We start from the raw sequence: 25,980 nt of genomic DNA on the forward strand, positions 1-25,980 counted from the left end.
CGTTCTCTCAGGATGGGCGTAAGGCATCAGGGATTTAACAGCTGCCGGGATTTGACTTAAGTATAGAACACCGGGTTTAGGTGCAACTAAGTGTCAGGATTATCGTGGTGAAACAAACAGTGTTTTACAGCCAGGGCACAGCATTGTCTGCTTAAGGCGAATTTTAGAAATAGATTGGGATGAACGTAAGCCGCAGGCCGGGCAGATGACAGTAGTCGTCGATACGCCGCCGAGGTACTTCATTGCGTAATCGATGAGAGACATGATGATTACCCTTTCGATGAATGATGTAGCCCCCTGAAACACCAGACAGTAGCTGTATCTCCAGATAAGAGATAGGCTTGAATATATGTCTAACACTAACACCAATTTTGAGATGACCGGGATCCTGTTAGGGCAAGAAGTCCGTAAACGTAAAACTCCTCAGGAGAAGATCGCCATTATCCAGCAGACGATGGAGCCGGGTATGAATGTCTCCCATGTCGCCCGCCTGCATGGTATCCAGCCCAGCCTGCTGTTTAAGTGGAAGAAGCAATATCAGGAAGGCAGCCTCACCGCCGTTGCGGCTGGAGAGGAAGTCGTTCCTGCTTCTGAGCTTACTGCTGCTCTGAAGCAGGTCCGGGAGCTTCAGCGCCTTCTGGGCAAGAAGACGATGGAAGTTGAGATCCTGAAAGAAGCCGTGGAGTACGGTCAGTCGCGAAAATGGATAGCGCACGCGCCCTTGTTGCCAAAGGACGGGGAATAGCCATGGTCAGCCGGACCATGGGCGTGTCGCGTGCGCAACTGTCACTGCGGATTAACCGTTCTGCCGACTGGCAGGACAGGCGCTGTAACCGGCGTAATGAAGAAGCAGACGCAGAAATACTGTCGGCTATCCTCAACATTATCAGCGATATGCCGAGTTATGGTTATCGACGCGTGTGGGGCATCCTGCGCAAGCAACGTCGCACAGAGGGACAGCCACCTGTGAATGCCAAACGGCTTTACAGGATAATGAGCGAGCATAACCTGTTGTTGTTGCATCACAAACCAGAGCGACCGAAGCGTGAACATAAGGGCAAGATAGCGGTGGCAGAAAGCGATATGCGCTGGTGTTCAGATGGCTTCGAGTTCGGCTGCGACAACGGCGAAAAACTGCGGGTAACGTTCGCGCTGGACTGCTGCGACCGTGAGGCCATAGACTGGGCAGCAAGCACGGGAGGCTATGACAGTTCGACCGTGCAGGATGTGATGCTGAGGTCGGTGGAAAAGCGCTTCGGCGACAGGCTGCCCGACACAGCGGTGCAGTGGCTGACGGACAACGGTTCAGCATATACCGCGCATGAAACGCGGAGGTTCGCCAAAGAGCTGAATCTGGAGCCATGTACAACAGCGGTGAGCAGCCCGCAGAGCAATGGCATGGCCGAACGGTTCGTGAAGACGATGAAGGAAGACTATATCGCGTTCATGCCGAAACCGGATGTGAGAACAGCCCTGCGAAACCTTGCAGCGGCGTTCACGCATTACAATGAAAATCACCCGCATAGTGCGCTGGGATATCACTCTCCGAGAGAATACCGGCGGCAGCGGGCATCGTTAACTTAAGATACAAAAGCTGTCCGGAAATGGCGGGTCAAGATCATACCCTTTCGATGAATGAGATTCACTGTACCACGTTTGGATAAAATTTAACCATTTAATTTATCTTCCTATTTTTTATCCAAAAGGGGGATATCACAGGGTAGATGACGACGTTTGCCAAGATAGATATTTGCAGCCACAGGGGCCGTTGAGACCGTTGCTCCGCCACTCTTCGATACGGCTCTCTGCAGTCCGCTCTGGTATACAATGACCCGCTTCGATATTTCTTCCGGGAAATACTATGATATTTACCCTGAACTTTTCCTTTATTCCTTAGTCTAATAATCAAATCCATCTGAAATGAAGAAAATTTATGATTACCAGCCTTTCATTGGTATTTACCGTCATTACCGCTCTGTGCATTATGTTGTTTGCTGCGGTAAAAGTAGGAGTTGGGTTATCTAACAATCCCGACCGAAATGATAATTAACCCATTCGCAGGCTACTACGTCATCCCACTCCCCTCAATGTGATACCCACTGACCACGAAATATTCGACAAGTGCATTCCCTGCCCTGAGCCAGCAGTAGCCCGATAGCGCGGGCTGGCATCGGAAAGGCCCCATTAAAAAATCAGGCCTTGTCTCTATGGTTAAAAATGAAGGTTTTGACAACATCCAAATTTTTTGACAGTAATAAAAAAGCATTACCTTTTAAGATAATGCTTTTCATTCAAGCTGGGTCTTTTAACAATTAGATCAATGTAATTTTAATATCATAGCTTTCAAGCCCAGTCATTTTTTCACGAGCAGTAAACTGGATGTCGGAAACTTCTTTTCCTGTCTTTTTTTTGAGTTCAACAATTTTTTTTGTAATGAATTCAGAAATATCCGCTTCAGTTTTTGTTTTTAACTCTTCGACGTTCATTATTTACCTCTCTTGATCTCTAACGTATCAACGCCAAGTATGTAACATTCCCCGTGGAGCACTTATAACAGCGCTGACATGTTTAAAAGATAGAATGGAAAGACTCAATAATCAAGAGGTTGCAGTGCAATCTTCATACAAGAAAAGCGCAAAAAACCTGCAAACCACTGGACTACTATCTCGGTCGGTAAAGAAACAATCAGATGTCACTTCAAAAGCTTCGATGCTGCCTCGAGAATCTCTTCGGAACTGACATCGCGATCAGAGGCAACATAAACTATTTTATGGTCTCCTGTCAGAGATGGAAATCCTGCTGACATCACGGACAGGTGTGCTTTTTCCCCATTGGGAAACTCACGCATTATCGAAGTAATTCCCTTCATTACGGATACAACAACTGCCGGTTCTGAGTTAAAAAAAACGATTACTTTTTTCATAATGATACCGTGATTGTTCGTACAAAGATGAACGGTTTAGCATACAAAAAAGGCTCCATAAGGAACCTGAACTTTATTTTCTAAAATCTAACAAAGTCTGACCAGAACGAATGTATAGCGCAATATTGTCAAATGTAATCATTACCGATTTGCAAAAAATACATTTTGCTCCGAAAGGATTTTTTTCAGTAACATCAAAGCTCGACGTTCTGTACTGAGATCCGTGGCAACACGGGCATCTGAAGTGAATATGATGTGTAATAACAGTTACCTTATACAACCACGACATTAACTGCTGAGGGGCCTTTAGGTCCCTGTTCAACACTAAACTCAACTTCCTGATTCTCATTCAGCGTCTTGAAATCATTACTCTGGATAGCAGAAAAGTGTACAAACACATCTTTACTGCCATCTTTAGGGGTGATAAACCCAAAACCTTTTTCAGGATTGAACCATTTAACTAAGCCAGTCATTTTATTAGACATAATTATTACCTTTCTTGAGTAAGCCCTTGGGCAGAATGGTCCGAAAAAATCATCAGAGAGAAAAGCCAGCAAGGAAGTCTCAACAGGAACAAGAAATAAAATTATTACAGCACTTGCTTTAGATAAATTCGTTACAAACCAAGAATTCATTAACGCATGATTAACCAAACATAGCAAGATTTAGTTTTATAGGGAAATCGCACATGATTCTTATCATAAAAATGAATTTAAATAGCTTAAATCGAAAATTATGTCATGCTGCTTAAGACCTTTATCTATCACCCTAAGTTTTCAGGGATTTTGACTCACGGAAGAGTCGTATTTCCTCCATCTCAGCATAATATTTAGGGTCTACCACGAAATTTCCGAGCATGTCAGAGAGGATTACAACGTCAGCTCCGGCTGTTTTGCTTTTGGCAGGAACGGCAAGATTTCCGGTGTGCTTTGCGGCATTCAGGTGGCGGGCAAGATTTGTGGTATCGGTTTGCGGCTGGCAAAGAGTAACAGACAGGATAGAACAAGCCGCATATGGCTGCCTGGGTTATATTTATCAGTAGATTGATCGCGTCTTAATGCCCGGCTGACACTAAGCTCACCATAACAATGCAAGAATCTTATTGTTGGTGCAAACGCACCGTCATAGCACATCACTGAAACAATATGAAACAATCAAACAATCAATACCCATGCTTTTTTGTTTGTTGTTGACATTTAAATCTGCCATTAATTAGGAACCGAATCTGTGGAGGATATTTATGCTCAAACTTTTCCATTACCATTCTCAATACTGGATATTTCTCGCACTTGCACTTTCTGTTTACGTAGTTGCTTTTCGATAACACATGAATAGGTTGTGTACTGCTTCCATCTAATGTAGCCAGAACTTATATCTCATGAGCTTTGGTCCGGGCCTTAGCTCATCAAAGTGCATATGTTATAAATATAATGATACCGTTGCTGATATAAAGCCGTGCACAGAAACCATCTGACCTGTTTTGCTTAGCCTTATAACAACCTGAAAAAGAAAACGTTTTAAACATGCTAACCAGTATTTTGGAAGTCCACAACTTTTTAATATCTGTCAAAGTCAACATGTTGAATTTAAGTCAGGGGCCACTCAAGATGTGTAGAACCGCTTACCACCATAATGGCAAATCCAAAGATAATGTGGGTATTAAAAATTACTTCTTCTTTCGCTACTGCATTAGCAATTGATTAACAATAACCTATATCAGGCATCGCCCTCCTTTTTTATAAGTTAAAAAAGTAAGACGAGTTTATTTTTTCAGTGTATATCTGAACATTCTTTATAATTCTGTCTATGTTAAAGATTTTAACCAATGAAAAACAATATTTTTTCCATTGAACGGAATAAACCGATAAGTCCTTTAGAACTTAAGATTTACCGCAACTATCGCGTAGTTCATGGGATCCGTATTGCTTTAGCATTTGTTATAACTTTCTTACTGATAAGAATGTTGAATTTACCAGACCACTCCTGGCCCCTGATTACACTGGTTGTGGTCATGGGACCAATTAGTTACATGGGCAATGTGATACCCAGGGCACTTGAACGTATGGCGGGAACTGTAGGGGGTGCGATTTTGGGGATCATCGCATTACACATTGAAATGTACTCTCTCACTATGATGATGCTGTGGTGTGGATGCGCAGCTTTCCTTTGTGGTTTTCTGGCCATGAGTAAACGTCCCTATGCCGCATTATTGATTGGTATCACGCTGGCGGTTGTCAGCAGCGCTCCTGCAGGAGACTTACAAACAGCATTGTGGCGAAGCACCAACATTATTATAGGATGCATTCTGGCGATGTTGTTTACCAGCATTTTTCCCCAAAGAGCATTCATTAACTGGCGTATACAACTTGCTGACTTTCTTTCTGATTATCTAAAAATAACAACGGCGGGAGTCTCCCGAAACGTTCTTGCGCCCCCGAGAATGGCCAAACTTCAAACGCGAGCGCTGAATAATGTAGTAAAAATGCGCAGCCTTATTACACCAGTAAATAAAGAAACAAAGATTGCGAAGAGTCTACTTGAAGATATTCAATCGATAACCCGCGATATGATAGCGGCGCAAAAATTTCAGATAAATGCCCACTGGGCATCCCGTGGCAGTCGATTTCTCATATTGAATACTCACACGCTGTCAGATATGGAAAAAATGACCCGTAGCACCCTCAACACCCTCGCACATGCCTTGCATGAAGGAAACCCAACGCCGATAGCATCAAATAGCGAGCATCTTCTCGAAATTACTAAAGAGTTGCATTGTCTTTTACTCGCCAATGAGGGCGAGGAAATCATTGAAAGCGCCGTTCACGGATATGTCTGGTTGAGCATTCAGCTTGCTATCCAACTTGAAGCACTATCAACCTTAATCACAAAAGCGCTTACAGAAAATAATTGATTTCAATGTCAACCGAAAAATATGTAATCATTATTGCCTCACACCGTCCAGATATCACAACCTATCTTTTAGTAATGAAAAAGGCCTATTTTATTGTGTGGGCCAGAAAAGAAGAGTTTTGCACTACCAGGCTAGATGCCTCTCAGTAGGTCTTTGATTGAGAAACCATAATCCGTGAGCACCGTAGGTGATTTATAGCTCGTTTACAGAACAGATTTTTTCCTGATAAATATCAATATTTCTCTTATCTCATCGGCCTCTTGACCGTGCAAGGCATGACTTTTCCGTTCGAGCAAATCAATGATATTCCCGGTCGTAACCCTTTTGCCATTTTCAAGTAGCTGGATAACTGTTTCACCAATTTCCTGGGCCATAATATGGTTTTGTATGATTCTCAATGCGTTGCCCTTTATATGGTTATTAGTAATACCGTTACACATCAGACATGATGTTAATAGCAAAACAAAAAATACAATTCTTTGCCCAACTTACTTGTATGTTGCACGGATAACCCTGAAATGACAAAACCCCGTTAGAACGAGGTTTTTATTCATGGTGTAACCATAGAGGATCAAACCCTCGTCTCCTGCAAGTTCAAAAGTCGCCCGCTCAATTCGATGAGGTAGTAGCAGACTGACGGCCCTTGTTGGACTTAAACCAGTGCCTGGCAATGATAATGAATCTTGCCGCCTTAACTGGAAGGTCAGAGCCAAATGTTACTTTCGCAACACCTGTTCATTTGATTTACTGGAAGTATATGGCGCATAGTTATCAGGTGTGATCATTGATGATTTACAAAAAATACACTTTGCACCAAAGGGATTTTTCTCAGTCACATCAAAATGTGAAGTTCTGTACTGTGACCCATGACAACAAGGGCACTTAAAATAAATATGGTCGGTCATGATGTTAGCCTTTATTTGCTACAACACTCACTACCGCAGTGATATCCAAAAGATCTATTTAACTAATAATTTCTCTTGGTTTTCAGTATCAGGTTACAACTCACTATTAAAAGCAATAAAAAATAAATATTTCTTATCAGTTCACATGAGGAATCTAAAATAATATAATTTTCTTTATATTATAGCACCAGCGATTTTTGGGATGTTGTTAGCTTTTACGAATGCACTTAAGCGTGCAAGAAAAACTACAGAGGTAAAACAACAAATGACATTCATAAAATAATCATTTCAACTGTTCTACCCAATGATTAGACTCAGACATCTGTTCAGCTTTATGTTGACAGATGTTGAGTTTCTGAAAAACTAATATATCTACTCAGGCATTCACCGTCTTCGCTATCGTATATTAGTTTACATCAGGAAAAATATCAGGCAGCTACAACGTTTTCAGCTGACGGCCCTTTTGCACCAGCAGTAATGCTGAACTCAACTTTTTGGCCTTCATTCAGCGTTTTAAAGCCACCACTCTGAATAGCAGAGAAGTGTACAAACACATCTTTACTACCATTGTCAGGGGTAATAAAACCAAAACCTTTAGACTCGTTAAACCATTTTACTAAACCAGTCATTTTATTAGACACAGGTAATTCCTTAAATTCTATGTAGCCTTACGGCGAAAAGGGCTTCGCACACAATCTAATTAGTAACGATAAGAAGGCTCAAAAGAAAGGATTATCTGTGGATAACGCTTGAGATGAGAACTGCTTTACTAAACCGCTTTAATGGGTCTGTGTACCTAACCAACCCCTCATTAATCACACACCCCACAAACAATAGCAAGTTATTTTTTCATTTAATTTTTCGCAAAATCTTAGAAATGGAAACTGAGACAGCATAATCAATGAGTTCTGTTCACCAGCAATAACATACAGCCTGTCGTCCCCTGGATAACGAAAAATAAAATAGAATATATTTATCAGTCACTTAAAGGAAATCCCGTTTCAATCCGTAAAAATCCAGCAACGAATTTTCGTGCTATTTTTCGCAGTTCAGGAAATTAAAGCAACAAAGAAAATCATTTCATCCAACCAGTAAATTCTGAAACAGCCATAACATTTACAAAACTATGCTCCTTTTGTTTCATATCAGTGTATTATCAGAGAAGGAAAATTAAAAAATTTGAAGGAGAAAAAATGCAACGACAGGCAATGATTTCATCAAAAATAAAATTTATTGGTTACTACCCATTAGAAAAGACACTGGAGATTGGGTTCGTAAATTCTTCAACTTTCCAGTATGTGGGCGTTCCTGAAAGCATCTATAACTCTTTTCTCACAGTGCAATCTAAAGGCCGTTTCTTTGACGGTGTCATCAAAGGTAAATTCTTGTGTCGTAAAACAGGGTGATTCAAGAAATTTACGCTGTAGATAGCGTAAAACGCCGTTCTGGTGTTTTCTGTTTTTTGTTACCACCGGGCCAGGAAATTGATATCCAAAAAACCACTATTCCCGTCAATTTCGTTACCCTTCGTTAAGCATGCTCCCTGCAGCGTTCACAGGTTTCAAACACTGGGACGCCATGCTCTTTCGTGGCTTTGCAGTCAAGTACCTCCCCTTTACCACCACAGCGGTAGCGTGCGTTAATTGTTCCCTGAACCGATTGCTATACCGACACTCGCAGTCAGGAATGGGTAAAGCTGGTCATTTAAATGGCCTTTTTTTCCCCGATCATCCTAAAAATTGTTGTAAAATTCGCGGCCTTAGTGATAGCTGCTTCTTTTTGGCTATCTGTTTTGGCGGGAAGTTTTGGAGAGATTTTGGAGAAGAGAAAAAGTTGATTATTTTCAATACTCTGAAAACATCGCGCCTTCTGAACAAGAAGGTGAAACGCGAATGATCGGTCGGCTGCTCAGAGGCGGTTTTATGACCGCCATCTACGCGTATCTGTATATTCCAATCATTATTTTGATTGTGAACTCCTTTAACAGCTCGCGCTTTGGCATCAACTGGCAAGGTTTTACCACCAAATGGTACGGCCTGCTGATGAACAACGACAGCCTGCTACAGGCAGCGCAACACTCGCTGACGATGGCGGTGCTATCCGCCACGTTTGCCACGCTGATCGGCTCACTCACAGCGGTTGCACTGTACCGCTACCGTTTTCGCGGTAAACCGTTTGTCAGCGGCATGCTGTTCGTGGTGATGATGTCGCCGGATATCGTAATGGCGATTTCTTTGCTGGTGCTGTTTATGCTGATCGGCATTCAACTGGGTTTCTGGTCACTGCTGTTCTCGCATATCACTTTTTGTCTACCTTTTGTGGTGGTGACGGTTTACTCACGTCTGAAAGGTTTTGATGTACGAATGCTTGAAGCCGCCAAAGATCTCGGCGCCAGTGAAGTGACTATTCTGCGCAAGATTATACTGCCTTTGGCAATGCCTGCAGTGGCTGCCGGCTGGTTGCTGAGCTTTACGTTGTCGATGGATGATGTCGTCGTGTCGTCCTTCGTTACCGGGCCTGGTTATGAAATTTTGCCGTTAAAAATCTACTCAATGGTAAAAGTCGGCGTATCACCAGAGGTGAACGCGCTGGCGACCATTTTGTTGGTTCTGTCGCTGGTTATGGTGATTGCCAGCCAGCTTATTGCACGTGATAAAACCAAGGGCCGCTAAGGCCCTTAATTCAGGGGACGTTAAATGATGAAAAAATGGTCACGCCACCTGCTCGCGGCGGGTGCTCTGGCACTGGGCATGAGCGCCGCTCACGCTAATGACAACAACACGCTCTATTTCTATAACTGGACCGAATATGTCCCGCCTGGACTGCTGGAGCAGTTCACCAAAGAGACCGGCATTAAGGTTATCTATTCGACCTACGAGTCGAACGAAACCATGTACGCCAAGCTCAAAACCTATAAAGACGGCGCATACGATCTGGTGGTTCCGTCCACCTATTACGTCGATAAAATGCGCAAAGAAGGCATGATCCAGAAGATCGACAAGTCGACGTTGACCAACTTCCACAACCTCGATCCGGAAATGCTCAACAAGCCATTCGACCCCAACAATGACTACTCTATCCCGTATATCTGGGGTGCGACGGCCATTGGCATCAATAGCGATGCCATCGACCCGAAAACAGTAACCAGCTGGGCCGATCTGTGGAAACCGGAGTACAAAGGTAGCCTGCTGTTAACGGATGATGCGCGTGAAGTGTTCCAGATGGCGCTGCGCAAGCTGGGATACTCCGGCAATACCACCGATCCTAAAGAGATTGAAGCCGCCTATAACGAATTGAAGAAGCTGATGCCTAACGTCGCGGCATTTAACTCTGACAACCCGGCCAACCCGTATATGGAAGGCGAAGTCAATCTGGGGATGGTGTGGAACGGCTCCGCGTATGTGGCGCGTCAGGCAGGTACACCGCTGGAAGTGGTATGGCCGAAAGAAGGTGGGATTTTCTGGATGGATAGCCTGTCTATTCCAGCAAACGCAAAAAATAAAGAAGGTGCGCTGAAGCTGATTAACTTCCTGCTGCGCCCGGACGTGGCGAAAGAAGTCGCGGAAACCATCGGTTATCCGACGCCAAACCTGGCAGCACGTAAGCTGTTAAGCCCTGAAGTCGCGAACGATAAAACCCTCTACCCTGATGCAGAAACCATCAACAAAGGGGAATGGCAGAACGATGTCGGTTCCGCCAGCGCTATCTATGAAGAGTATTATCAGAAGCTGAAAGCAGGACGTTAATTCAGCGTTGTAAGGAATGCCCGATAGCGCTGCGCGTATCGGGCAAAAAAATCACAGTCCTTTCAATAACTTCTCAACAAACTCAGGCACCACCTGGCTTGCCGGACCGTAATACTTCTCTTCAAACTCGCTTCCTACCTGGCTCGGTTCGAGATTTAGCTCTACCGTATGCGCCCCATGTAGTCGAGCTTCATGCACAAACCCCGCTGCCGGGTATACATGGCCCGATGTACCAATCGCAATGAACACATCGGCCATTGCCAGTGCCATATAAATTTCATCCATGCCCAGCGGCATTTCACCAAACCACACCACGTGCGGGCGCAGCGGCGCCGGAAACTGGCAACAATGGCATTTATCTTCCGCAGTCACATCGCCAGTCCACTCCAGAATCTGCCCGCTTTGCGAACAGCGAACCTTGAGCAGTTCGCCGTGCATATGGATTACGTTCTGGCTGCCCGCACGTTCATGCAGGTTATCAATATTCTGCGTCACCAGTAAAAAACGGTCGCCCAGCTCGGCTTCGAGTTTTGCCAGCGCGATATGCGCCGCGTTAGGCTGGATTTCTGATTGTTGCAACTGATGACGACGGGCGTTATAAAACGACTGGACCAGTTGCGGATTACGACTAAATCCTTCCGGAGTCGCAACGTCCTCTACCCGATGTTCTTCCCAGAGACCATCCGCCGCGCGAAAGGTTCGAATTCCTGACTCAGCGGAGATTCCCGCTCCCGTCAGTACCAGCACTCTTGGTTTTTCCATCAATTCAGGCACCACTCTGTCTCTGAAAAAGATTCGTTGACGCAGGCGATCGCGCATATGGCGTTTATTTTTACGAAAGCGGCTTAACCGATGACCCCGGCGCGACAGCATAACAACCTCTTTGTATTAATCGGTAAGATGTAGGAAAGCGGCTCCGCGCATCCCGCCCGCATCACCGTGCCGCGCCTGCTCAATACGCGGCACCCGGGCAACCGGCAGCAGATGACGTGGCAGTCGGTCCGCCAGTTGCGTCGTAATAGCGGTAAAATTCGACAAACCTCCGCCTATCACCACCAAATCAGGATCGACGATAGTCAGGATATTCCCAAGGCACACCGCCAGCAAATCCAGATAGCGTTCAACATGGGCACGTGCTTGTTCATCACCCTGCTCCCACAACGCGATAATTTCCCGGGCATCCAGCGATTGATGGTAGTAATGCTGATACAACCACGCAAATCCACCGCCGGAAAGATAGCTTTCGATGCATCCCAGTTGACCGCACCCGCAGCGGCGCAATGGGAAATCAAAGCCCATCAACGTCAGCGCATCGACTGGCAAACGGATATGACCAAACTCGCCGGTGATATAGCTGCGCCCGGTGATAGATTTCCCGTTAAGCACCAGACCGCCGCCAACACCGGTGCCGAGGATCAACCCCATCACGAGTGGATATTGGGTGAACTCGTCATCCCAGGCTTCGGAAAGAGCAAAACAGTTAGCATCGTTATCCAGACGCACATCGCGGTCAAGGCGAGCGCTGAGATCGGTGCGGAGCGGCTTACCACTGGCAGCAGGAACGTTGGCCGCATACAGCGTGCCGTCTTCCGTTTCCGGCATGCCAGGAATGCCGATGCCTACCGAACCTTTAACGCCGAACCGCTGGTCCGCTTCCGTCACCAGATTGCAGACCGCATCAAGGAAAGCGTCATAACTGTCGCGAGGCGTAGGGACGCGTGTTTCCCATTGCAAACGACGTTGCTTATCAAACACGCCCAGCGCAATTTTGGTTCCGCCGATGTCAAATCCGTAATACATCACCGCTCCTTGATACACGTCATCCTTCAAGATGCCTTGGGGTTGGCTGCGCACTCACCCTCCAGTCACATCGTTATCTATGCTCATGGAGATTTCGGTTTGCCGACTTACCGCCGCATGAATGCTTTCGTGTATATATTGTTATTGGCCGCTAAGTACTCTCGCAGGATCAATATTGCTGGCGCGACGCGCCGGATACCAACTTGCCAAAAGACTCAGCACGAGTGCTGTCACCAGCACGTAAATCACATCCAGCCAGTGTAATTCCGATGGCAGGAAGTCAATGAAATAGATATCGCCGGACAGGAACTGATGGCCGATAAGAGCTTCAATCCCGTTAATGATTGGCGTCAGTTGCAGCGAGACAACTACCCCAATGACGACGCCTATCAGGCTACCGAACAGCCCCGCCAGCAGGCCGTACCAGACAAAAATGGCACGTATAAGGCCATCTTTAGCCCCCAGGGTTCTTAATACCGCAATATCGCCGCTTTTGTCTTTTACCGCCATCACTAACGTGGAAACGATATTAAAACAGGCCACGCCAATCACCAGCACCATCGCCAGATACATAATGGCGCGGATCATCTGGATATCGCGATACATATAACCGTAAGTACCGATCCAGCTCTTAATGTACACATAGTTATTGGTGACTTCACCCGCGTCTCGCACCAGCTTATTAGCGTTAAACACGTCGTTCACTTTCAGCGCGATCCCGGAAACGCTGGATCCCATATCCAGGTATTGCTGCGCATCTTCCATTGGGATCATGGCAAAGCTGTGATCGAGCTGACCGCTCAGTTGCAGGATCCCCGTGACGTGCAAACGCACGCGTTTAGGCTGCTGTAACTTATGATCCGCACTGGCGTTAGGGATCATAATCGATACCCAGTCGCCCTGCTTCACCTTCAGCGCATCGGCAATTCCCTTACCAATAATGATTTGTTGCTCACCCGCTTTGAAATTATCCCATGCGTGGTTTTGCACAAACGAGGGTAGCGCGCTTAAACGCTGCTCCTGCTGCGGGTCAACGCCCTTCACCTGCACTGCGCGTAGGTTCGCCCCACTCTCCACCAGCCCGGTAAAGTTAATATAAGGCGCCGCAGCAGCAATGCCTGGTACCTTCTGTACCTTGTCGAGCGCTTCCTGCCAGTTGTTCCACGGCTGATTCACGGCTTCAATCTCACCGTGCGGCACCACGGCCAGAATACGGTTGTTCAGCTCACGCTCAAATCCGTTCATGGCGCTTAAGCCGACGATCAACACCGCGACGCCTAACGCAATGCCAACGGTGGAAATCACGGAGATCAACGAGACCATGCCGCCGCGCCGCCGACCACGGCTAAAACGCAGACCAATCAATAACGATAAAGGCGAAGCCATTACTCAGCTCCCATCAGGCTCAGTTCAGCCGTCAGGCGACCATCGCGCATTTCAAGCTGGCGGCTCATGCGCTTCGCCAGTTGCAGATCGTGTGTCACCACCAAAAATGCCGTGCCCTGAGAGCGGTTCAGCTCACCCAGAAGCTCGAAAATGCTGTCCGCGTTACGCGCATCAAGGTTACCCGTTGGCTCATCCGCCAGTACCAGGCGCGGGTTATTCACCAGCGCACGAGCGATGGCCACGCGCTGGCGTTCACCGCCTGACAGTTCAGACGGACGATGGCTGGCACGATGGTCCAGCCCTACTGCTTTCAGCATATCCCGTGCGCGCTCGGTGATTTCAGCCGGTTTTTTCTTGCCGATCAGCAACGGCATCGCCACGTTTTCCAGCGCGGTAAAGTCCGGCAGCAGATGGTGGAACTGATAAATGAAGCCCAGCTTCTGATTGCGCAGTTCCGCTTTCGCCGCCGACGAGAGTTTGCTCATCGGCTGACCGCTAAAAATGACATCGCCGGAAGTTGGCGTATCCAGCCCGCCTAACAGATGCAGCAACGTACTCTTACCGGAACCGGAGCTGCCGACAATCGCCATCATCTCACCTTCACCGACGCAAAAACTGACATCGTGCAGTACATCGGTCTGCACTGTGCCTTCCTGATAGCGTTTGCACAGGTTGTCGCATTGCAACAGGATCTTATTCATAACGTAAAGCCTCAGCGGGTTGAGTGGCGGCAGCGCGCCAGGAAGGATAAAGCGTAGACAGCAGCGCGATGGCCATCGCCACCAGCGCAATGACGATAACCTGCAGCGGCTCAATGGCGACCGGCAGCGCAGCCCCATCCAGAAGCACACCGATAATTGGCATCAGGTTGTTCAGTTGACTGGCGAGTAATGCGCCCAGCACCGCGCCCAGCAGCGCGCCGATAATCCCGGCACTGGCCCCCTGCACCATAAACACCATCATTATCTGCCGCGGCGTCAGCCCCTGCGTTTGTAGAATCGCCACTTCCCCTTGCTTCTCCATTACCATCAGACCCAGCGAGGTAATAATATTAAATGCCGCCACCGCCACGATCAGGCTAAGCAGCAGCCCCATCATGTTTTTCTCCATACGCACGGCCTGGAACAATTCCCCTTTGCGCTCGCGCCAGTCCTGCCATTTGGTGCCTTGCGGCAGCGTTTGCTGGCTCAGCGTATCAACCTTTAACGGTTCGTTCAGCCACAGACGCCAGCCGGTAATATTGCCCACCGGGTAACGCATCAAACGTGATGCATCCTGGATGTTGGTCAGCATCTGGTAGCCGTCGACTTCGCTGTTGGCGGCGAAGGTGCCAATTACCGTAAACAGACGCTGGCTCGGCAGACGCCCCATGGGGGTAAACTGGCTGGCTGAGGGCACCATCACGCGAATTTGATCGCCACGATTAACACCCAGTTGCCCGGCAAGCTGCTCTCCGAGGATGACATTATACTTACCCGGCTGCAGATCTGTTTGCTTCACATTGACCAGATATGGCGTTAATGGATCTTTTTGCGCCGGGTCAATACCCAGCATCACGCCGACTGCCACGCTACGCGCACTTTGCAGTACCACATCCCCCGTGGTTATCGGTGCAACGCGGTTGACGCCGTTCAACACCACCGCTTTTTCCGGTAGCTGTTGCGGGTTTAGAGAACCCTGTTCAGACGAGAGGACGGCCTGAGGCATCAGGCCAAGAATATTGTTTTGCAGCTCGCGCTCGAAACCGTTCATCACCGACAACACCGTAACCAGCGCCATTACCCCGAGAGTAATGCCAATGGTGGAGAGCCAGGAAACGAAGCGACCGAAGCGATCTGCTGCACGCCCACGCATATAACGCAGGCCGATGAATAGAGCGACAGGTTGGTACATGAAATCCGTCTGGTTGCTGTTAGCAAAGTCACGAGTATATAAGCGAAAGCGGAATGGGTAAATGACTGAACCGTAAGTGTTCGTCAGCACTATTCTTAAAAGTATAAATAAATCAAACCGCTAAAGTTGTCCCTCTCCCCTGCAACCCTGATCCCTGACCTTTATCCTAAAAAAACAAAATGCAGACAGTTACGCATTACAGCACACAGCGGGTTGCGCAGGATGGCAGGCTATTGCAATCAATATGGATGCGCCGTCTCAATGAATAAAAAAGAACTATGGATTAATCAAATCAAGGGGTTATGCATTTGTCTGGTGGTGATTTACCACTCGGTGATCACATTTTACCCGCACCTCACCACTTTTCAGCATCCACTGTCAGAGGTGTTGAGCAAATGCTGGATTTACCTCAATTTGTACCTGGCACCGTTTCGCATGCCGGTGTTTTTCTTTATTTCGGGGTATCTGATCCGTCGCTACATCGATAACGTCCCGTGGACAACCTGCGTGGATAAACGGATCTGGAGTATCGCCTGGGTGCTTGTGCTTTGGGGTGTGGTGCAATGGCTGGCGTTGGTGGCGCTCAATAACTGGCTCGCCCCGCAGCGCGATCTGACCCATGCCGCCAACGCCGCTTATGCGGATTCGATTGCGGGTTTTACCCACGGGATGCTGACCGCCAGCACCAGCCTGTGGTATCTGTACGCGCTGATTGTCTATTTTGTTCTGTGTAAAATTTTCAGCCGTTGGGCGATGCCGTTGTTAGCATTATTTGTGGCGCTGAGCGTGGCGATCAATTTTTTCCCGACCCCGTGGTGGGGAATGAACAGCGTGATTCGCAATTTGCCCTGGTATAGCCTCGGCGCATGGTTTGGCGCAACGCTGATGGCGTGGATCAAGGAGGTGCCCCTGCGCCGCCATGCGGTCATTGTTCTGGGTTGCACAATCGTCGCCGTCGTCGCGTGGCTGGCAAATGTCTCGCTATTGCTTTCTCTCCTTTCCATTGTGCTGATCATGAAGCTGTTTTATCAGTTCGAGCTCCACTTTGGCATGCGCGCGTCCAGTCCGTTAAGCGTGATTGGCGCCAATACCATCGCCATCTACACCACACACCGTATTCTGGTTGAGCTGTTCAGCTTAACGCTTATCCCCAAAATCAATCATGCCGCCTGGCCTGCATACGCGGAGCTGGCCCTGCTACTGGTGTATCCGTTCGCCTGTCTGCTGCTGTGCACCCTGTTTGGCCTGCTGGTGCGTAAGATTTCACAAAAAACCGTGGCCGATCTGCTCTTTTCCCCGCCCTCTTTATCGCTCGCCTCGCGCTAACCCCTTCGCGCTTTTTGCCCCCATTCGGGGGCGAATCAATTTGCTTATGAGAAACGATCACGGATAATAAAGAACATTGCTTATCAGATGTATATCTAAACGAGATCCTGACAACCGAATGCCTGAACAACATCGTTACACGCTCCCAACGGGCGCTTCCGATCAGCGCCAGTTGGGTGAGCTTACGGGTGCCGCCTGCGCAACGCTGGTCGCCGAAATCGCCGAACGTCACGCGGGTCCAGTGGTGCTGATCGCGCCGGACATGCAAAATGCTTTGCGTCTGCATGATGAAATTCGTCAGTTTACTGACCAGATGGTGATGAACCTGCCTGACTGGGAAACGCTTCCCTATGACAGCTTTTCTCCCCATCAGGAGATTATCTCCTCACGGCTATCCACGCTGTATCAACTGCCCGCCATGCAGCGCGGCGTGCTGATCGTTCCGGTAAATACGCTGATGCAGCGTGTCTGTCCGCACAGTTATCTGCACGGTCATGCGCTGGTCATGAAAAAAGGCCAGCGGCTTTCGCGCGACGCCCTGCGCGAACAACTGGACAGTGCTGGCTACCGCCATGTTGATCAGGTCATGGAACACGGCGAATACGCCACACGTGGCGCGTTGTTAGATCTGTTCCCGATGGGCAGCGAATTGCCTTATCGTCTGGATTTCTTTGATGACGAAATCGACAGCCTGCGTCTGTTTGATACTGACACTCAGCGCACGCTGGAAGAAGTCGATGCCATTAATTTGCTGCCCGCACACGAATTCCCGACTGACAAAACGGCCATTGAGCTGTTCCGTAGTCAGTGGCGTGATACGTTTGAGGTAAAACGCGACGCCGAGCATATTTATCAACAGGTCAGCAAAGGCACATTACCTACGGGGATTGAATACTGGCAACCGCTGTTTTTCAGCGAGCCGCTGCCGCCGCTGTTCAGCTACTTCCCCACCAATACGTTATTAGTAAATACCGGCGATATCGAGACCAGCGCTGCACGCTTCCAGGCCGATACCCTGTCACGCTTTGAGAATCGCGGCGTTGATCCGATGCGCCCGCTTCTGCCACCGGAATCGCTGTGGCTGCGGGTTGATGAGCTGTTTTCTGAACTTAAACGCTGGCCGCGTGTTCAGCTGAAAACCGAGAGTCTGCCGAAGAAAGCGGCGAATACCAACCTCGGGTTCCAGAAGCTGCCAGATATCGCCGTTCAGGCACAGCAAAAAGCACCGTTAGATGCATTACGTAAATTCCTGGAGGGCTTTACCGGTCCGGTAATTTTCTCGGTGGAAAGTGAAGGACGCCGGGAAGCGCTAGGCGAACTGCTCGCCCGCATCAAAGTCGCGCCGAAGCGGATATTGCGACTCGACGAAGCCGTAGACAACGGTCGTTATCTGATGATTGGCTCAGCCGAGCACGGCTTCATCGATAGCAAACGCAATCTGGCGCTGATTTGTGAAAGCGATCTGCTCGGTGAACGTGTGGCGCGTCGCCGCCAGGATTCTCGTCGCACCATCAACCCGGACACGTTAATTCGTAACCTCGCGGAGCTGCATCCCGGTCAGCCAGTGGTGCATCTGGAGCACGGCGTCGGTCGCTATGCCGGTATGACCACGCTGGAAGCAGGCGGCATTACCGGTGAATACCTGATGCTCACCTATGCCAACGACGCCAAACTGTATGTGCCGGTGTCGTCGCTGCATCTGATCAGCCGCTACGCCGGCGGCGCGGAAGAGAATGCGCCGCTGCATAAACTGGGCGGCGATGCCTGGTCACGCGCCCGACAGAAAGCCGCTGAGAAAGTCCGCGATGTCGCGGCTGAGCTGCTGGATATTTATGCCCAGCGCGCAGCGAAAGAAGGCTTTGCCTTTAAGCATGACCGTGAACAGTATCAGCTGTTTTGCGACAGCTTCCCATTTGAAACCACGCCGGACCAGGCGCAGGCGATCAACGCGGTACTCAGCGATATGTGTCAACCGCTGGCCATGGACCGCCTGGTGTGTGGCGATGTCGGCTTTGGTAAAACCGAAGTCGCGATGCGTGCCGCCTTCCTCGCCGTAGAGAATCACAAGCAGGTTGCCGTGTTGGTACCGACCACCCTGCTCGCTCAGCAGCACTTCGACAACTTCCGCGACCGCTTTGCCAACTGGCCGGTACGCATTGAGATGCTGTCCCGTTTCCGTAGCGCCAAAGAGCAAGCGCAGATTCTGGAGCAGGTTGCCGAAGGTAAAATCGATATTCTCATCGGCACTCACAAACTGCTGCAAGCGGATGTGAAGCTAAAAGATCTGGGGCTGCTGATTGTCGATGAAGAGCACCGTTTCGGCGTTCGCCACAAAGAACGTATCAAGGCAATGCGCGCGGATGTGGATATTCTGACTCTGACGGCAACGCCAATTCCGCGCACGCTCAACATGGCGATGAGCGGCATGCGCGATCTGTCGATCATCGCCACACCACCCGCTCGTCGTCTGGCGGTCAAAACCTTTGTGCGCGAATATGACAACCTGGTGGTACGCGAGGCTATCCTGCGTGAAGTTATGCGCGGGGGACAAGTTTATTATCTCTTTAACGACGTCGAAAATATCCAGAAAACCGCTGACAGATTAGCGGAACTGGTGCCGGAAGCGCGCATTGGTATCGGCCACGGGCAAATGCGCGAGCGCGAGCTGGAACGCGTGATGAACGATTTCCACCACCAGCGTTTTAACGTGCTGGTGTGTACCACCATTATCGAAACCGGGATCGACATTCCCACTGCCAACACCATCATCATTGAACGAGCTGACCACTTCGGTTTAGCGCAATTGCATCAGCTACGGGGTCGTGTGGGACGCTCACACCATCAGGCATACGCCTGGCTGCTAACGCCGCATCCAAAAGCGATGACCACCGACGCACAAAAACGCCTGGAAGCCATCGCCTCACTGGAAGATTTAGGTGCAGGTTTTGCGCTGGCGACCCACGACCTCGAAATTCGCGGCGCAGGGGAACTGCTGGGCGAAGATCAAAGTGGCTCCATGGAAAGCATCGGTTTCTCACTGTATATGGAGCTGCTGGAAAACGCTGTCGATGCGCTCAAAGAAGGGCGTGAACCGTCGCTGGAAGATCTCACCAGCCAGCAAACCGAAGTCGAACTGCGCATGCCATCGCTTCTGCCGGATAACTATATCCCGGATGTCAACACGCGACTGTCGTTCTACAAGCGCATTGCCAGTGCGAAAGGCGAAACCGAGCTGGAAGAAATTAAGGTCGAGCTGATAGACCGTTTTGGCCTGCTGCCCGACCCGGCCCGGACGTTGCTGGATATTGCCCGTTTACGCCAGCAGGCGCAGAAACTGGGGATCAGAAAGCTCGAAGGCAATGAAAAAGGCGGTACTATTGAGTTTGCCGAGAAAAACCATGTTAACCCAGTCTGGCTAATTGGTTTACTGCAAAAACAACCGCAGCACTTCCGTCTGGATGGTCCAACACGCCTGAAATTCATGCAGGAATTGGGCGAGCGTAAAGCACGGATCGACTGGGTTCGCCAGTTTATGCGCCAGCTTGAAGAGAACGCCATAGCCTAGCGTCAAGCCGGGTGAGCCCTCCGCTCACCCGGCCTGATGAATTTACAAACTCTTTGCACTTCCCTGCACTTCCCGACACTGCAAACCGCCATAATTCTTGTTTACTTTTACATAATAAAAACCACGTAAAAACAATGGATTTATGGTGATGTTAAACAATAAACGACTCTCTCGCTGGTTAGCATTTTTTACGCTTGCCGCGACCTTCGCGTTAGCACTTCCGGCCCAGGCAAATACCTGGCCGCTGCCGCCACCGGGAAGCCGCGTGGTGGGTCAGAATGCCGTTCATGTTGTCGAAGACAATGGCGGTTCTCTGGAAGCGATTGCGAAAAAATACAATGTCGGCTTTCTGGCGCTGCTACAGGCCAACCCCGGCGTTGACCCTTACGTACCACGTCCGGGCAGCGTGCTGACTATTCCGTTACAAACTCTGCTGCCGGACGCGCCGCGCGAAGGCATTGTTATCAACCTCGCCGAACTGCGTCTTTATTATTACCAGCCAGGGACAAATTCGGTGACCGTGTATCCTATTGGTATTGGCCAGTTAGGCGGTGACACGCTGACGCCCACAATGGTAACCACCATCTCTGATAAACGTGCCAACCCGACCTGGACGCCTACGGCAAATATCCGCGCGCGATACAAAGCGAACGGGATCGACCTTCCTGCCGTGGTGCCTGCCGGGCCGGATAACCCGATGGGCCATCATGCCATTCGCTTAGCGGCATACGGCGGTGTGTACCTGCTGCACGGAACTAATGCTGACTTTGGCATCGGAATGCGCGTCAGTTCCGGCTGTATTCGTCTACGCGACGGTGATATCGAAACCCTGTTCCGTCAGGTGAAGCCAGGAACCAAGGTCAATATTATCAATACGCCAATCAAAGCATCTGTTGAACCTAACGGCGTGCGCCTGGTTGAAGTGCACCAGCCGTTGTCCGAAAAAATCAATGACGACCCGCAATTGCTGCCGATCGTGCTGAACGCATCCATGCAGACGTTTAAGAATGCGGCGCAAACGGACTCTGCCGTCATGGAACATGCGATGGAGATTCGCTCAGGCATGCCGGTCGATGTCACCCGTCATCACGACGTTGCTCAACAACCGCTGTAAACTCAGCGCATAAAAAACCCCCGCTGGATTTTATTCCGCGGGGGTTTTTATTTAACTCGCAGTGGCATTGCGATGGGTTAAATCTTATTTGTAGATAACTGCAGTCCCGTGGAGGGTGTTAGGACCGGTAACAGAAGTAATACGGAAAGACTTCGCCCCCATCTCATCCGCTTTCTGCGCCAGTTGATCTTCCAGAGAACCTAAGTTAGTCCCCGCATTCGCAGAAATAGTACCGACTTTCTGTTGGCCCGCAGGTGTGGCCTGAACTTCAACGGCAGCAAAGCTTGCAAATGAGAGTGAGCTAAGAACAGCAGCAACAAACAGAGTTTTTACGTTTTTCATGATAGTGACCTTTAGCAGATGAATGTGTGTCGCAAATATTAACTTAACGATCGATAGGTAAATCATAGATGTGATCCAGGTCACACGTCAACATTTTTTTATAATGATCGTTATATAAAATACAAAGACCTTATTTTTCATATCAATAGCGTTAAATTATTTTTATCGCTAATCCGCTGGAGTGTGCAGTCGAATATTTTTATAATGGTTATTCAATAAACCCAACAAAGGTACATCGGCGCCATGACAACTGAAATGACAGGTTGTGCTAAAAAAAGCCGTGGCCGACCAAAAGTGTTCGACAGGGAAGCCGCGCTTGATAAGGCCATGACACTCTTCTGGCAGCACGGGTATGAAGCGACATCGCTCGCCGATCTCGTAGAAGCAACCGGCGCAAAAGCGCCCACGCTGTATGCGGAGTTCACCAATAAAGAGGGGTTGTTTCGTGCCGTACTGGACCGCTACATCACCCGCTTCGCGGCGAAACATGAAGCCCAGTTATTTTGTGAAGAAAAAAGTCTTGAGTGCGCGCTGGAAGACTATTTCACCGCAATAGCGACCTGCTTTACCAGTAAAGACACCCCGGCGGGATGTTTCATGATTAACACATCCGCGACACTGGCGGCCTCCTCCCGGGATATTGCGCACACGGTGAAATCCCGCCATGCCATGCAGGAACAGACGCTTACCCAGTTCCTTCACCAGCGCCAGCAACGAGGCGAAATTCCGGCCCATTGCGATGTACAAAAACTGGCCGAATACCTGAACTGTATTTTACAGGGTATGTCGATCAGCGCCCGTGAAGGCGCAACGTTTGAAAAACTGATGCAGATCGCACACACGACTCTGCGACTGTGGCCTGAACTTATCAAAGTTTAACCCTTTCCCGCTATTTCCCCGCAGTACTGACACCACCGGGAGCTGATTAAGCCCCCGGTTAGATTTCCGCGGATTACCCCTACATTATTCAGTGTTTTCATCATCTTATCCGATCATTTTTTGTAAAATGTATTGATAACAACAATTATTATCAGCAATATTCGCATTTGTTTTAACGCCTGTTTCACAATGTAACTATCGGTTTCTCTACCGCCATAACAAAAACAGATCGACTCTTTTTAAAAGGAATACAAATGCATAAGCGTCTCTGGGTGCTCAATCCTCTCTTGTTGTCTTTAACTCTCCCAGCCATCGCGGCTGAGGAAGATAACCTCATCGTCAGTGCCAACCGTAGTCAACGCACCGTGGCAGAAATGGCGCAAACGACCTGGGTTATTGAAGGAAGTGAGATTGAACAGCAGGTTCAGGGGGGGAAAGAGTTCAAAGATGTTCTTGCTCAGTTAATCCCAGGAATCGATGTCAGCAGCCAGGGGCGCACAAACTACGGCATGAATATGCGCGGTCGTGCCATCGTAGTACTGATAGACGGTGTCCGTCTGAACTCCTCGCGTACTGACAGTCGTCAACTTGATTCTATTGATCCGTTTAACATCGCACACATTGAAGTCATCTCGGGTGCAACCTCACTGTATGGCGGCGGCAGTACCGGTGGGTTAATCAACATTGTCACCAAAAAAGGCCAGCCGGAGCGTGAAGTTGAACTCGAACTGGGGAGTAAAAGCGGCTTCAATAACAGTAACGATCATGATGAACGCGTTGCCGCGGCGGTGAGCGGAGGAACCGATCGCGCTTCCGGGCGCATGTCCGTCGCGTATCAACGGTTTGGCGGCTGGTATGACGGCAATCACGATGCCCTGCTGCTGGATAACACCCAAACCGGCCTGCAGCACTCCGATCGTCTGGACGTGATGGGCACCGGAACGATTGAGCTTGACGACAACCGTCAGTTACAACTGGTTACGCAGTATTATAAGAGCCAGGGGGACGACGATTACGGACTGGATCTTGGCGAGAACATGTCCGCCGTGACGGGAATCGGTAAGGCTTATACCAGCAGCGGACTGAATTCCGATCGTATTCCCGGCACCGAGCGTCATCTGATCAGCCTGCAGTATTCAGACGCGGATTTCTTCGGCCAGAACCTGGTCAGCCAAATCTATTACCGTGACGAATCGCTGAAATTCTACCCCTTCCCTACGCTGAGCAAAGGCAAGGTCACCAGTTTCTCCGCATCGCAGCAGGACACAGACCAGTTTGGTGCCAAAATCACCCTCAACAGCCAGCTGATGGACAACTGGGAGCTGACCTGGGGTGTCGATGCCGATCACGAAACCTTCGATTCCAATCAGAAATTCTTCGATCTGGCCTGGTCCCTGCCCTCCGGCGGTATGGACAACCGAACCGCTTATACCACCGGGCGTTACCCCGGTTACAGCATCACCAACTTCGCGCCTTTCCTGCAGAACAGCTATGACATTAACGACATCTTTACCCTCAGCGGCGGTGTGCGCTATCAATGGACCGAAAACAGGGTGGATGATTTCGTGGGTTATGCCCAACAACAGGGAATTGCCACCGGCCTGGCAAACTCCGCCGATACCATTCCTGGCGGTAAAACCGATTACGATAATTTCCTGTTTAACGCCGGTATTCTCGCCCACCTGACCGACCGTCAGCAGACATGGTTTAACTTCTCTCAGGGCGTGGAGCTTCCGGACCCGGGGAAATATTACGGTAACGGCACCTATTCCCTGGTTGGCGATCATTACCAGCTCCAGCGCAGCGTCAACGTGGGGGACTCACGCCTGGAGGGGATTAAAGTTAACTCCTACGAACTGGGATGGCGCTACACTGGCGACAGTCTGCGCACGCAGCTGGCCGCTTACTACTCTACTTCGGATAAATCGATCGTTATCAACCGCAGCGATATGACCATTAACGTCCAGCCCGACGATCGCCGCATTTATGGCCTTGAAGGTGCGGTGGATTATTTCATTGCGGATACGGACTGGAGTCTGGGCGGCAACTTCAACGTCATTAAATCGGAAGTGAAGCAAAACGGTAAGTGGCAGAAATGGGATGTCACCCTGGCTTCCCCGTCCAAAGCCACCGCGTGGGTCGGCTGGGCACCTGAACCGTGGACATTGCGCGTACAGAGCCAGCAAACATTTGATCTGACGGACGCCAGCGGCAATAAGCTGGACGGCTATAACACGATGGACTTTATCGGCAGCTATCAGCTCCCGTTGGGTAAACTGACCTTTAGCGTGGAAAACCTGCTGAATGAAGAATACACCACGCTGTGGGGACAACGTGCGCCACTGCTGTACAGCCCAACCTACGGTAGCCCGTCACTGTATGAATACAAGGGCCGGGGCCGCACGTTTGGTCTGAACTACGCCTTAACCTTCTGATAAAAAAAGCCCCCCAGCCTGAGCGAATGGGGGGCTAATGTTCAGGATAATGCTATTTTACGCTTTGTTATTTAGTACCAACTGTCCGTTGTTATCCAACGGAATTTGCGCGCCGGGGTCCTTATCCATACGGATTTTCCCCTGCTGATCGCCAATTTTGTACGTCACGTCGTAGCCCAGCATTTTTTCAGATTTGTCATACACCGTTTTACAACGCTGCTGCGTAGTAGTGTACGTATCATTTTCTTGCATCGAACCCTGGATCTGGTTACCTGCATAACCGCCGCCTAAAGCACCGGCCACGGTAGCAATATCTTTACCGCGTCCGCCGCCAAACTGATGGCCGATAACGCCACCAGCAACCGCACCCAACACGGAACCCGCGATACGGTTTTCATCTTGTACCGGCTTACGGTGCGTGACCGTCACGTTCCGACACTCCTGGCGCGGTGTTTTTACCGACTCTTTAATCGGTGTTGCAGAGACAACTTGTGCATACTGTGGGCCACGCTCGAAAACGTTAAGACTGGCCACCGCTGCAACACCCAGCGCAGCAGCTACGCCAATCCCTATACCCGCCAACATAGATTTATTCACGGGACTTCCTCCTTTTTTGCTATTAGCAACAACTTTGCAACAGAAGGTAAGGAATGCCAATCAGATTACGGATGAAAATAGCACGAGGAGGAGCGAAGGCAGGATGATTCGGAGAACTCTGAAGGAAGGCGCCGGATAAGTACAATCATCCGACGCCA

General features: G+C 49.4%; 26 protein-coding genes and 1 pseudogene. 11 read left to right on the forward strand and 16 right to left on the reverse strand.

Annotated elements, in window-relative coordinates:
• Window positions 1-99: 99 nt before the first annotated feature.
• Window positions 100-264 carry a YnfU family zinc-binding protein gene (locus tag O6D90_RS13950; protein ID WP_175299807.1) on the reverse strand — a complete coding sequence of 55 codons (165 nt, stop codon included), beginning with the start codon at window positions 262-264 and terminating at the stop codon, window positions 100-102.
• A gap of 112 nt (window positions 265-376) precedes the next feature.
• Here O6D90_RS13950 and O6D90_RS13955 point away from each other — a divergent pair.
• Both O6D90_RS13955 and O6D90_RS26380 read left to right on the forward strand, forming a co-directional pair.
• A protein-coding gene (locus tag O6D90_RS13955) for an IS3 family transposase (protein ID WP_087776199.1) occupies window positions 377-1,584 on the forward strand; the annotation gives its coding sequence in 2 pieces (ribosomal slippage) (window positions 377-698 and window positions 698-1,584; 1,209 coding nt in all).
• A gap of 400 nt (window positions 1,585-1,984) precedes the next feature.
• The gene (locus tag O6D90_RS26380; RefSeq protein ID WP_367397984.1) at window positions 1,985-2,050 is read left to right on the forward strand and encodes a hypothetical protein; all 66 of its coding nucleotides are present in this window, start codon (window positions 1,985-1,987) and stop codon (window positions 2,048-2,050) included.
• A 262-nt stretch (window positions 2,051-2,312) separates the two neighbouring features.
• Here the strand turns inward: O6D90_RS26380 and O6D90_RS13960 are convergent, their stop codons facing one another.
• The 4 genes from O6D90_RS13960 to cspG all read right to left on the reverse strand — a co-directional run bounded on the left by O6D90_RS13960 (window position 2,313) and on the right by cspG (window position 3,408).
• Window positions 2,313-2,486, reverse strand: coding sequence for a GnsA/GnsB family addiction module toxin (locus O6D90_RS13960; RefSeq protein WP_016152691.1), 174 nt, complete (start codon window positions 2,484-2,486; stop codon window positions 2,313-2,315).
• Between the two features lie 206 nt (window positions 2,487-2,692).
• On the reverse strand, window positions 2,693-2,923 hold the full coding sequence (locus tag O6D90_RS13965) for a hypothetical protein (RefSeq protein ID WP_019076503.1): 231 nt from the start codon (window positions 2,921-2,923) through the stop codon (window positions 2,693-2,695).
• Between the two features lie 73 nt (window positions 2,924-2,996).
• Entirely contained in the window at window positions 2,997-3,185 is a 189-nt protein-coding gene (locus O6D90_RS13970) for a cold-shock protein (RefSeq protein ID WP_087121842.1), read from the reverse strand.
• Between the two features lie 10 nt (window positions 3,186-3,195).
• Window positions 3,196-3,408, reverse strand: a complete 213-nt coding sequence (cspG, locus tag O6D90_RS13975) for a cold shock protein CspG (protein ID WP_016152690.1) — start codon at window positions 3,406-3,408, stop codon at window positions 3,196-3,198.
• Window positions 3,409-4,748: 1,340 nt separating this feature from the next.
• On the opposite strand from cspG, the gene O6D90_RS13980 reads away from it, so the two are divergent.
• Complete coding sequence (locus O6D90_RS13980) at window positions 4,749-5,834, forward strand: FUSC family protein (protein ID WP_016156215.1); 1,086 nt, start codon at window positions 4,749-4,751, stop codon at window positions 5,832-5,834.
• A gap of 203 nt (window positions 5,835-6,037) precedes the next feature.
• Here O6D90_RS13980 and O6D90_RS13985 read toward each other — a convergent pair whose 3' ends face one another.
• From O6D90_RS13985 to cspE, 3 genes are all read right to left on the reverse strand, one after another.
• Complete coding sequence (locus O6D90_RS13985) at window positions 6,038-6,208, reverse strand: hypothetical protein (protein WP_223949811.1); 171 nt, start codon at window positions 6,206-6,208, stop codon at window positions 6,038-6,040.
• Between the two features lie 342 nt (window positions 6,209-6,550).
• On the reverse strand, window positions 6,551-6,739 hold the full coding sequence (locus O6D90_RS13990; protein ID WP_071600303.1) for a cold-shock protein: 189 nt from the start codon (window positions 6,737-6,739) through the stop codon (window positions 6,551-6,553).
• A 428-nt stretch (window positions 6,740-7,167) separates the two neighbouring features.
• Window positions 7,168-7,380 (reverse strand): transcription antiterminator/RNA stability regulator CspE, encoded by a 213-nt coding sequence (gene cspE / locus O6D90_RS13995; protein ID WP_005127641.1) that lies wholly within the window; start codon window positions 7,378-7,380, stop codon window positions 7,168-7,170.
• 552 nt (window positions 7,381-7,932) lie between these two features.
• On the opposite strand from cspE, the gene O6D90_RS14000 reads away from it, so the two are divergent.
• On the forward strand, window positions 7,933-8,145 hold the full coding sequence (locus O6D90_RS14000; protein ID WP_016156213.1) for a KTSC domain-containing protein: 213 nt from the start codon (window positions 7,933-7,935) through the stop codon (window positions 8,143-8,145).
• A gap of 139 nt (window positions 8,146-8,284) precedes the next feature.
• Here the strand turns inward: O6D90_RS14000 and O6D90_RS14005 are convergent.
• Window positions 8,285-8,392 (reverse strand): annotated as a pseudogene (locus tag O6D90_RS14005) (antitermination protein); the annotation flags it as partial.
• A 239-nt stretch (window positions 8,393-8,631) separates the two neighbouring features.
• Here O6D90_RS14005 and potC point away from each other — a divergent pair.
• Window positions 8,632-9,411 carry a spermidine/putrescine ABC transporter permease PotC gene (gene potC / locus O6D90_RS14010; protein ID WP_003030794.1) on the forward strand — a complete coding sequence of 260 codons (780 nt, stop codon included), beginning with the start codon at window positions 8,632-8,634 and terminating at the stop codon, window positions 9,409-9,411.
• A 27-nt stretch (window positions 9,412-9,438) separates the two neighbouring features.
• The gene (gene potD / locus O6D90_RS14015) at window positions 9,439-10,485 is read left to right on the forward strand and encodes a spermidine/putrescine ABC transporter substrate-binding protein PotD (RefSeq protein ID WP_029139492.1); all 1,047 of its coding nucleotides are present in this window, start codon (window positions 9,439-9,441) and stop codon (window positions 10,483-10,485) included.
• A gap of 51 nt (window positions 10,486-10,536) precedes the next feature.
• Here potD and cobB read toward each other — a convergent pair whose 3' ends face one another.
• The 5 genes from cobB to lolC all read right to left on the reverse strand — a co-directional run bounded on the left by cobB (window position 10,537) and on the right by lolC (window position 15,564).
• Window positions 10,537-11,358, reverse strand: a complete 822-nt coding sequence (gene cobB / locus O6D90_RS14020; protein ID WP_016152685.1) for a Sir2 family NAD+-dependent deacetylase — start codon at window positions 11,356-11,358, stop codon at window positions 10,537-10,539.
• A gap of 15 nt (window positions 11,359-11,373) precedes the next feature.
• Window positions 11,374-12,285: an N-acetylglucosamine kinase gene (gene nagK, locus O6D90_RS14025; RefSeq protein WP_016156212.1), complete on the reverse strand. Its 912-nt coding sequence runs from the start codon at window positions 12,283-12,285 to the stop codon at window positions 11,374-11,376.
• A gap of 141 nt (window positions 12,286-12,426) precedes the next feature.
• Entirely contained in the window at window positions 12,427-13,671 is a 1,245-nt protein-coding gene (gene lolE, locus O6D90_RS14030; RefSeq protein WP_016152683.1) for a lipoprotein-releasing ABC transporter permease subunit LolE, read from the reverse strand.
• Entirely contained in the window at window positions 13,671-14,372 is a 702-nt protein-coding gene (gene lolD / locus O6D90_RS14035; RefSeq protein ID WP_003832278.1) for a lipoprotein-releasing ABC transporter ATP-binding protein LolD, read from the reverse strand. Before lolD ends, lolE begins: the two co-directional genes overlap by 1 nt.
• Complete coding sequence (lolC, locus tag O6D90_RS14040; protein WP_003030806.1) at window positions 14,365-15,564, reverse strand: lipoprotein-releasing ABC transporter permease subunit LolC; 1,200 nt, start codon at window positions 15,562-15,564, stop codon at window positions 14,365-14,367. The genes lolD and lolC overlap by 8 nt, the downstream gene beginning before the upstream one ends.
• A gap of 261 nt (window positions 15,565-15,825) precedes the next feature.
• Between lolC and O6D90_RS14045 the strand changes: the two genes are divergently transcribed.
• The 3 genes from O6D90_RS14045 to ldtC all read left to right on the forward strand — a co-directional run bounded on the left by O6D90_RS14045 (window position 15,826) and on the right by ldtC (window position 21,569).
• Complete coding sequence (locus O6D90_RS14045) at window positions 15,826-16,890, forward strand: acyltransferase family protein (protein ID WP_016156211.1); 1,065 nt, start codon at window positions 15,826-15,828, stop codon at window positions 16,888-16,890.
• 118 nt (window positions 16,891-17,008) lie between these two features.
• Window positions 17,009-20,455: a transcription-repair coupling factor gene (gene mfd, locus O6D90_RS14050; RefSeq protein WP_016156210.1), complete on the forward strand. Its 3,447-nt coding sequence runs from the start codon at window positions 17,009-17,011 to the stop codon at window positions 20,453-20,455.
• 148 nt (window positions 20,456-20,603) lie between these two features.
• Window positions 20,604-21,569: a L,D-transpeptidase LdtC gene (ldtC, locus tag O6D90_RS14055; RefSeq protein WP_016156209.1), complete on the forward strand. Its 966-nt coding sequence runs from the start codon at window positions 20,604-20,606 to the stop codon at window positions 21,567-21,569.
• Between the two features lie 84 nt (window positions 21,570-21,653).
• On the opposite strand, the gene bhsA is transcribed toward ldtC, so the two are convergent.
• Window positions 21,654-21,911 (reverse strand): multiple stress resistance protein BhsA, encoded by a 258-nt coding sequence (gene bhsA / locus O6D90_RS14060; protein WP_029139491.1) that lies wholly within the window; start codon window positions 21,909-21,911, stop codon window positions 21,654-21,656.
• Between the two features lie 243 nt (window positions 21,912-22,154).
• On the opposite strand from bhsA, the gene comR reads away from it, so the two are divergent.
• Together comR and O6D90_RS14070 are read left to right on the forward strand one after the other, a co-directional pair.
• Window positions 22,155-22,790 carry a TetR family copper-responsive transcriptional repressor ComR gene (gene comR / locus O6D90_RS14065; RefSeq protein ID WP_016156207.1) on the forward strand — a complete coding sequence of 212 codons (636 nt, stop codon included), beginning with the start codon at window positions 22,155-22,157 and terminating at the stop codon, window positions 22,788-22,790.
• A gap of 254 nt (window positions 22,791-23,044) precedes the next feature.
• Window positions 23,045-25,225, forward strand: a complete 2,181-nt coding sequence (locus O6D90_RS14070; RefSeq protein WP_088583134.1) for a TonB-dependent siderophore receptor — start codon at window positions 23,045-23,047, stop codon at window positions 25,223-25,225.
• Window positions 25,226-25,282: 57 nt separating this feature from the next.
• Here the strand turns inward: O6D90_RS14070 and O6D90_RS14075 are convergent, their stop codons facing one another.
• A complete protein-coding gene (locus tag O6D90_RS14075) occupies window positions 25,283-25,822 on the reverse strand; it encodes a glycine zipper 2TM domain-containing protein (RefSeq protein ID WP_003030814.1) in 540 nt (179 codons plus the stop codon).
• Window positions 25,823-25,980: the final 158 nt, after the last annotated feature.

Source organism: Citrobacter sp. 21OH12SH02A-Citro (genome assembly GCF_027919895.1).
GTDB lineage: Bacteria > Pseudomonadota > Gammaproteobacteria > Enterobacterales > Enterobacteriaceae > Citrobacter > Citrobacter braakii.

Bases quoted from the DNA above. Each gene is read 5' to 3' on its own strand.
- O6D90_RS13950 (WP_175299807.1), bottom strand. From the start codon at position 264: ATGTCTCTCATCGATTACGCAATGAAGTACCTCGGCGGCGTATCGACG.
- O6D90_RS13960 (WP_016152691.1), bottom strand. From the start codon at position 2,486: ATGAACGTCGAAGAGTTAAAAACAAAAACTGAAGCGGATATTTCTGAA.
- O6D90_RS13965 (WP_019076503.1), bottom strand. From the start codon at position 2,923: ATGAAAAAAGTAATCGTTTTTTTTAACTCAGAACCGGCAGTTGTTGTA.
- cspG (WP_016152690.1), bottom strand. From the start codon at position 3,408: ATGTCTAATAAAATGACTGGCTTAGTTAAATGGTTCAATCCTGAAAAA.
- O6D90_RS13980 (WP_016156215.1), top strand. From the start codon at position 4,749: ATGAAAAACAATATTTTTTCCATTGAACGGAATAAACCGATAAGTCCT.
- O6D90_RS13985 (WP_223949811.1), bottom strand. From the start codon at position 6,208: ATGGCCCAGGAAATTGGTGAAACAGTTATCCAGCTACTTGAAAATGGC.
- O6D90_RS13990 (WP_071600303.1), bottom strand. From the start codon at position 6,739: ATGACCGACCATATTTATTTTAAGTGCCCTTGTTGTCATGGGTCACAG.
- O6D90_RS14000 (WP_016156213.1), top strand. From the start codon at position 7,933: ATGCAACGACAGGCAATGATTTCATCAAAAATAAAATTTATTGGTTAC.
- potC (WP_003030794.1), top strand. From the start codon at position 8,632: ATGATCGGTCGGCTGCTCAGAGGCGGTTTTATGACCGCCATCTACGCG.
- potD (WP_029139492.1), top strand. From the start codon at position 9,439: ATGAAAAAATGGTCACGCCACCTGCTCGCGGCGGGTGCTCTGGCACTG.
- cobB (WP_016152685.1), bottom strand. From the start codon at position 11,358: ATGCTGTCGCGCCGGGGTCATCGGTTAAGCCGCTTTCGTAAAAATAAA.
- nagK (WP_016156212.1), bottom strand. From the start codon at position 12,285: ATGTATTACGGATTTGACATCGGCGGAACCAAAATTGCGCTGGGCGTG.
- lolE (WP_016152683.1), bottom strand. From the start codon at position 13,671: ATGGCTTCGCCTTTATCGTTATTGATTGGTCTGCGTTTTAGCCGTGGT.
- lolD (WP_003832278.1), bottom strand. From the start codon at position 14,372: ATGAATAAGATCCTGTTGCAATGCGACAACCTGTGCAAACGCTATCAG.
- lolC (WP_003030806.1), bottom strand. From the start codon at position 15,564: ATGTACCAACCTGTCGCTCTATTCATCGGCCTGCGTTATATGCGTGGG.
- O6D90_RS14045 (WP_016156211.1), top strand. From the start codon at position 15,826: ATGAATAAAAAAGAACTATGGATTAATCAAATCAAGGGGTTATGCATT.
- mfd (WP_016156210.1), top strand. From the start codon at position 17,009: ATGCCTGAACAACATCGTTACACGCTCCCAACGGGCGCTTCCGATCAG.
- ldtC (WP_016156209.1), top strand. From the start codon at position 20,604: ATGTTAAACAATAAACGACTCTCTCGCTGGTTAGCATTTTTTACGCTT.
- bhsA (WP_029139491.1), bottom strand. From the start codon at position 21,911: ATGAAAAACGTAAAAACTCTGTTTGTTGCTGCTGTTCTTAGCTCACTC.
- comR (WP_016156207.1), top strand. From the start codon at position 22,155: ATGACAACTGAAATGACAGGTTGTGCTAAAAAAAGCCGTGGCCGACCA.
- O6D90_RS14070 (WP_088583134.1), top strand. From the start codon at position 23,045: ATGCATAAGCGTCTCTGGGTGCTCAATCCTCTCTTGTTGTCTTTAACT.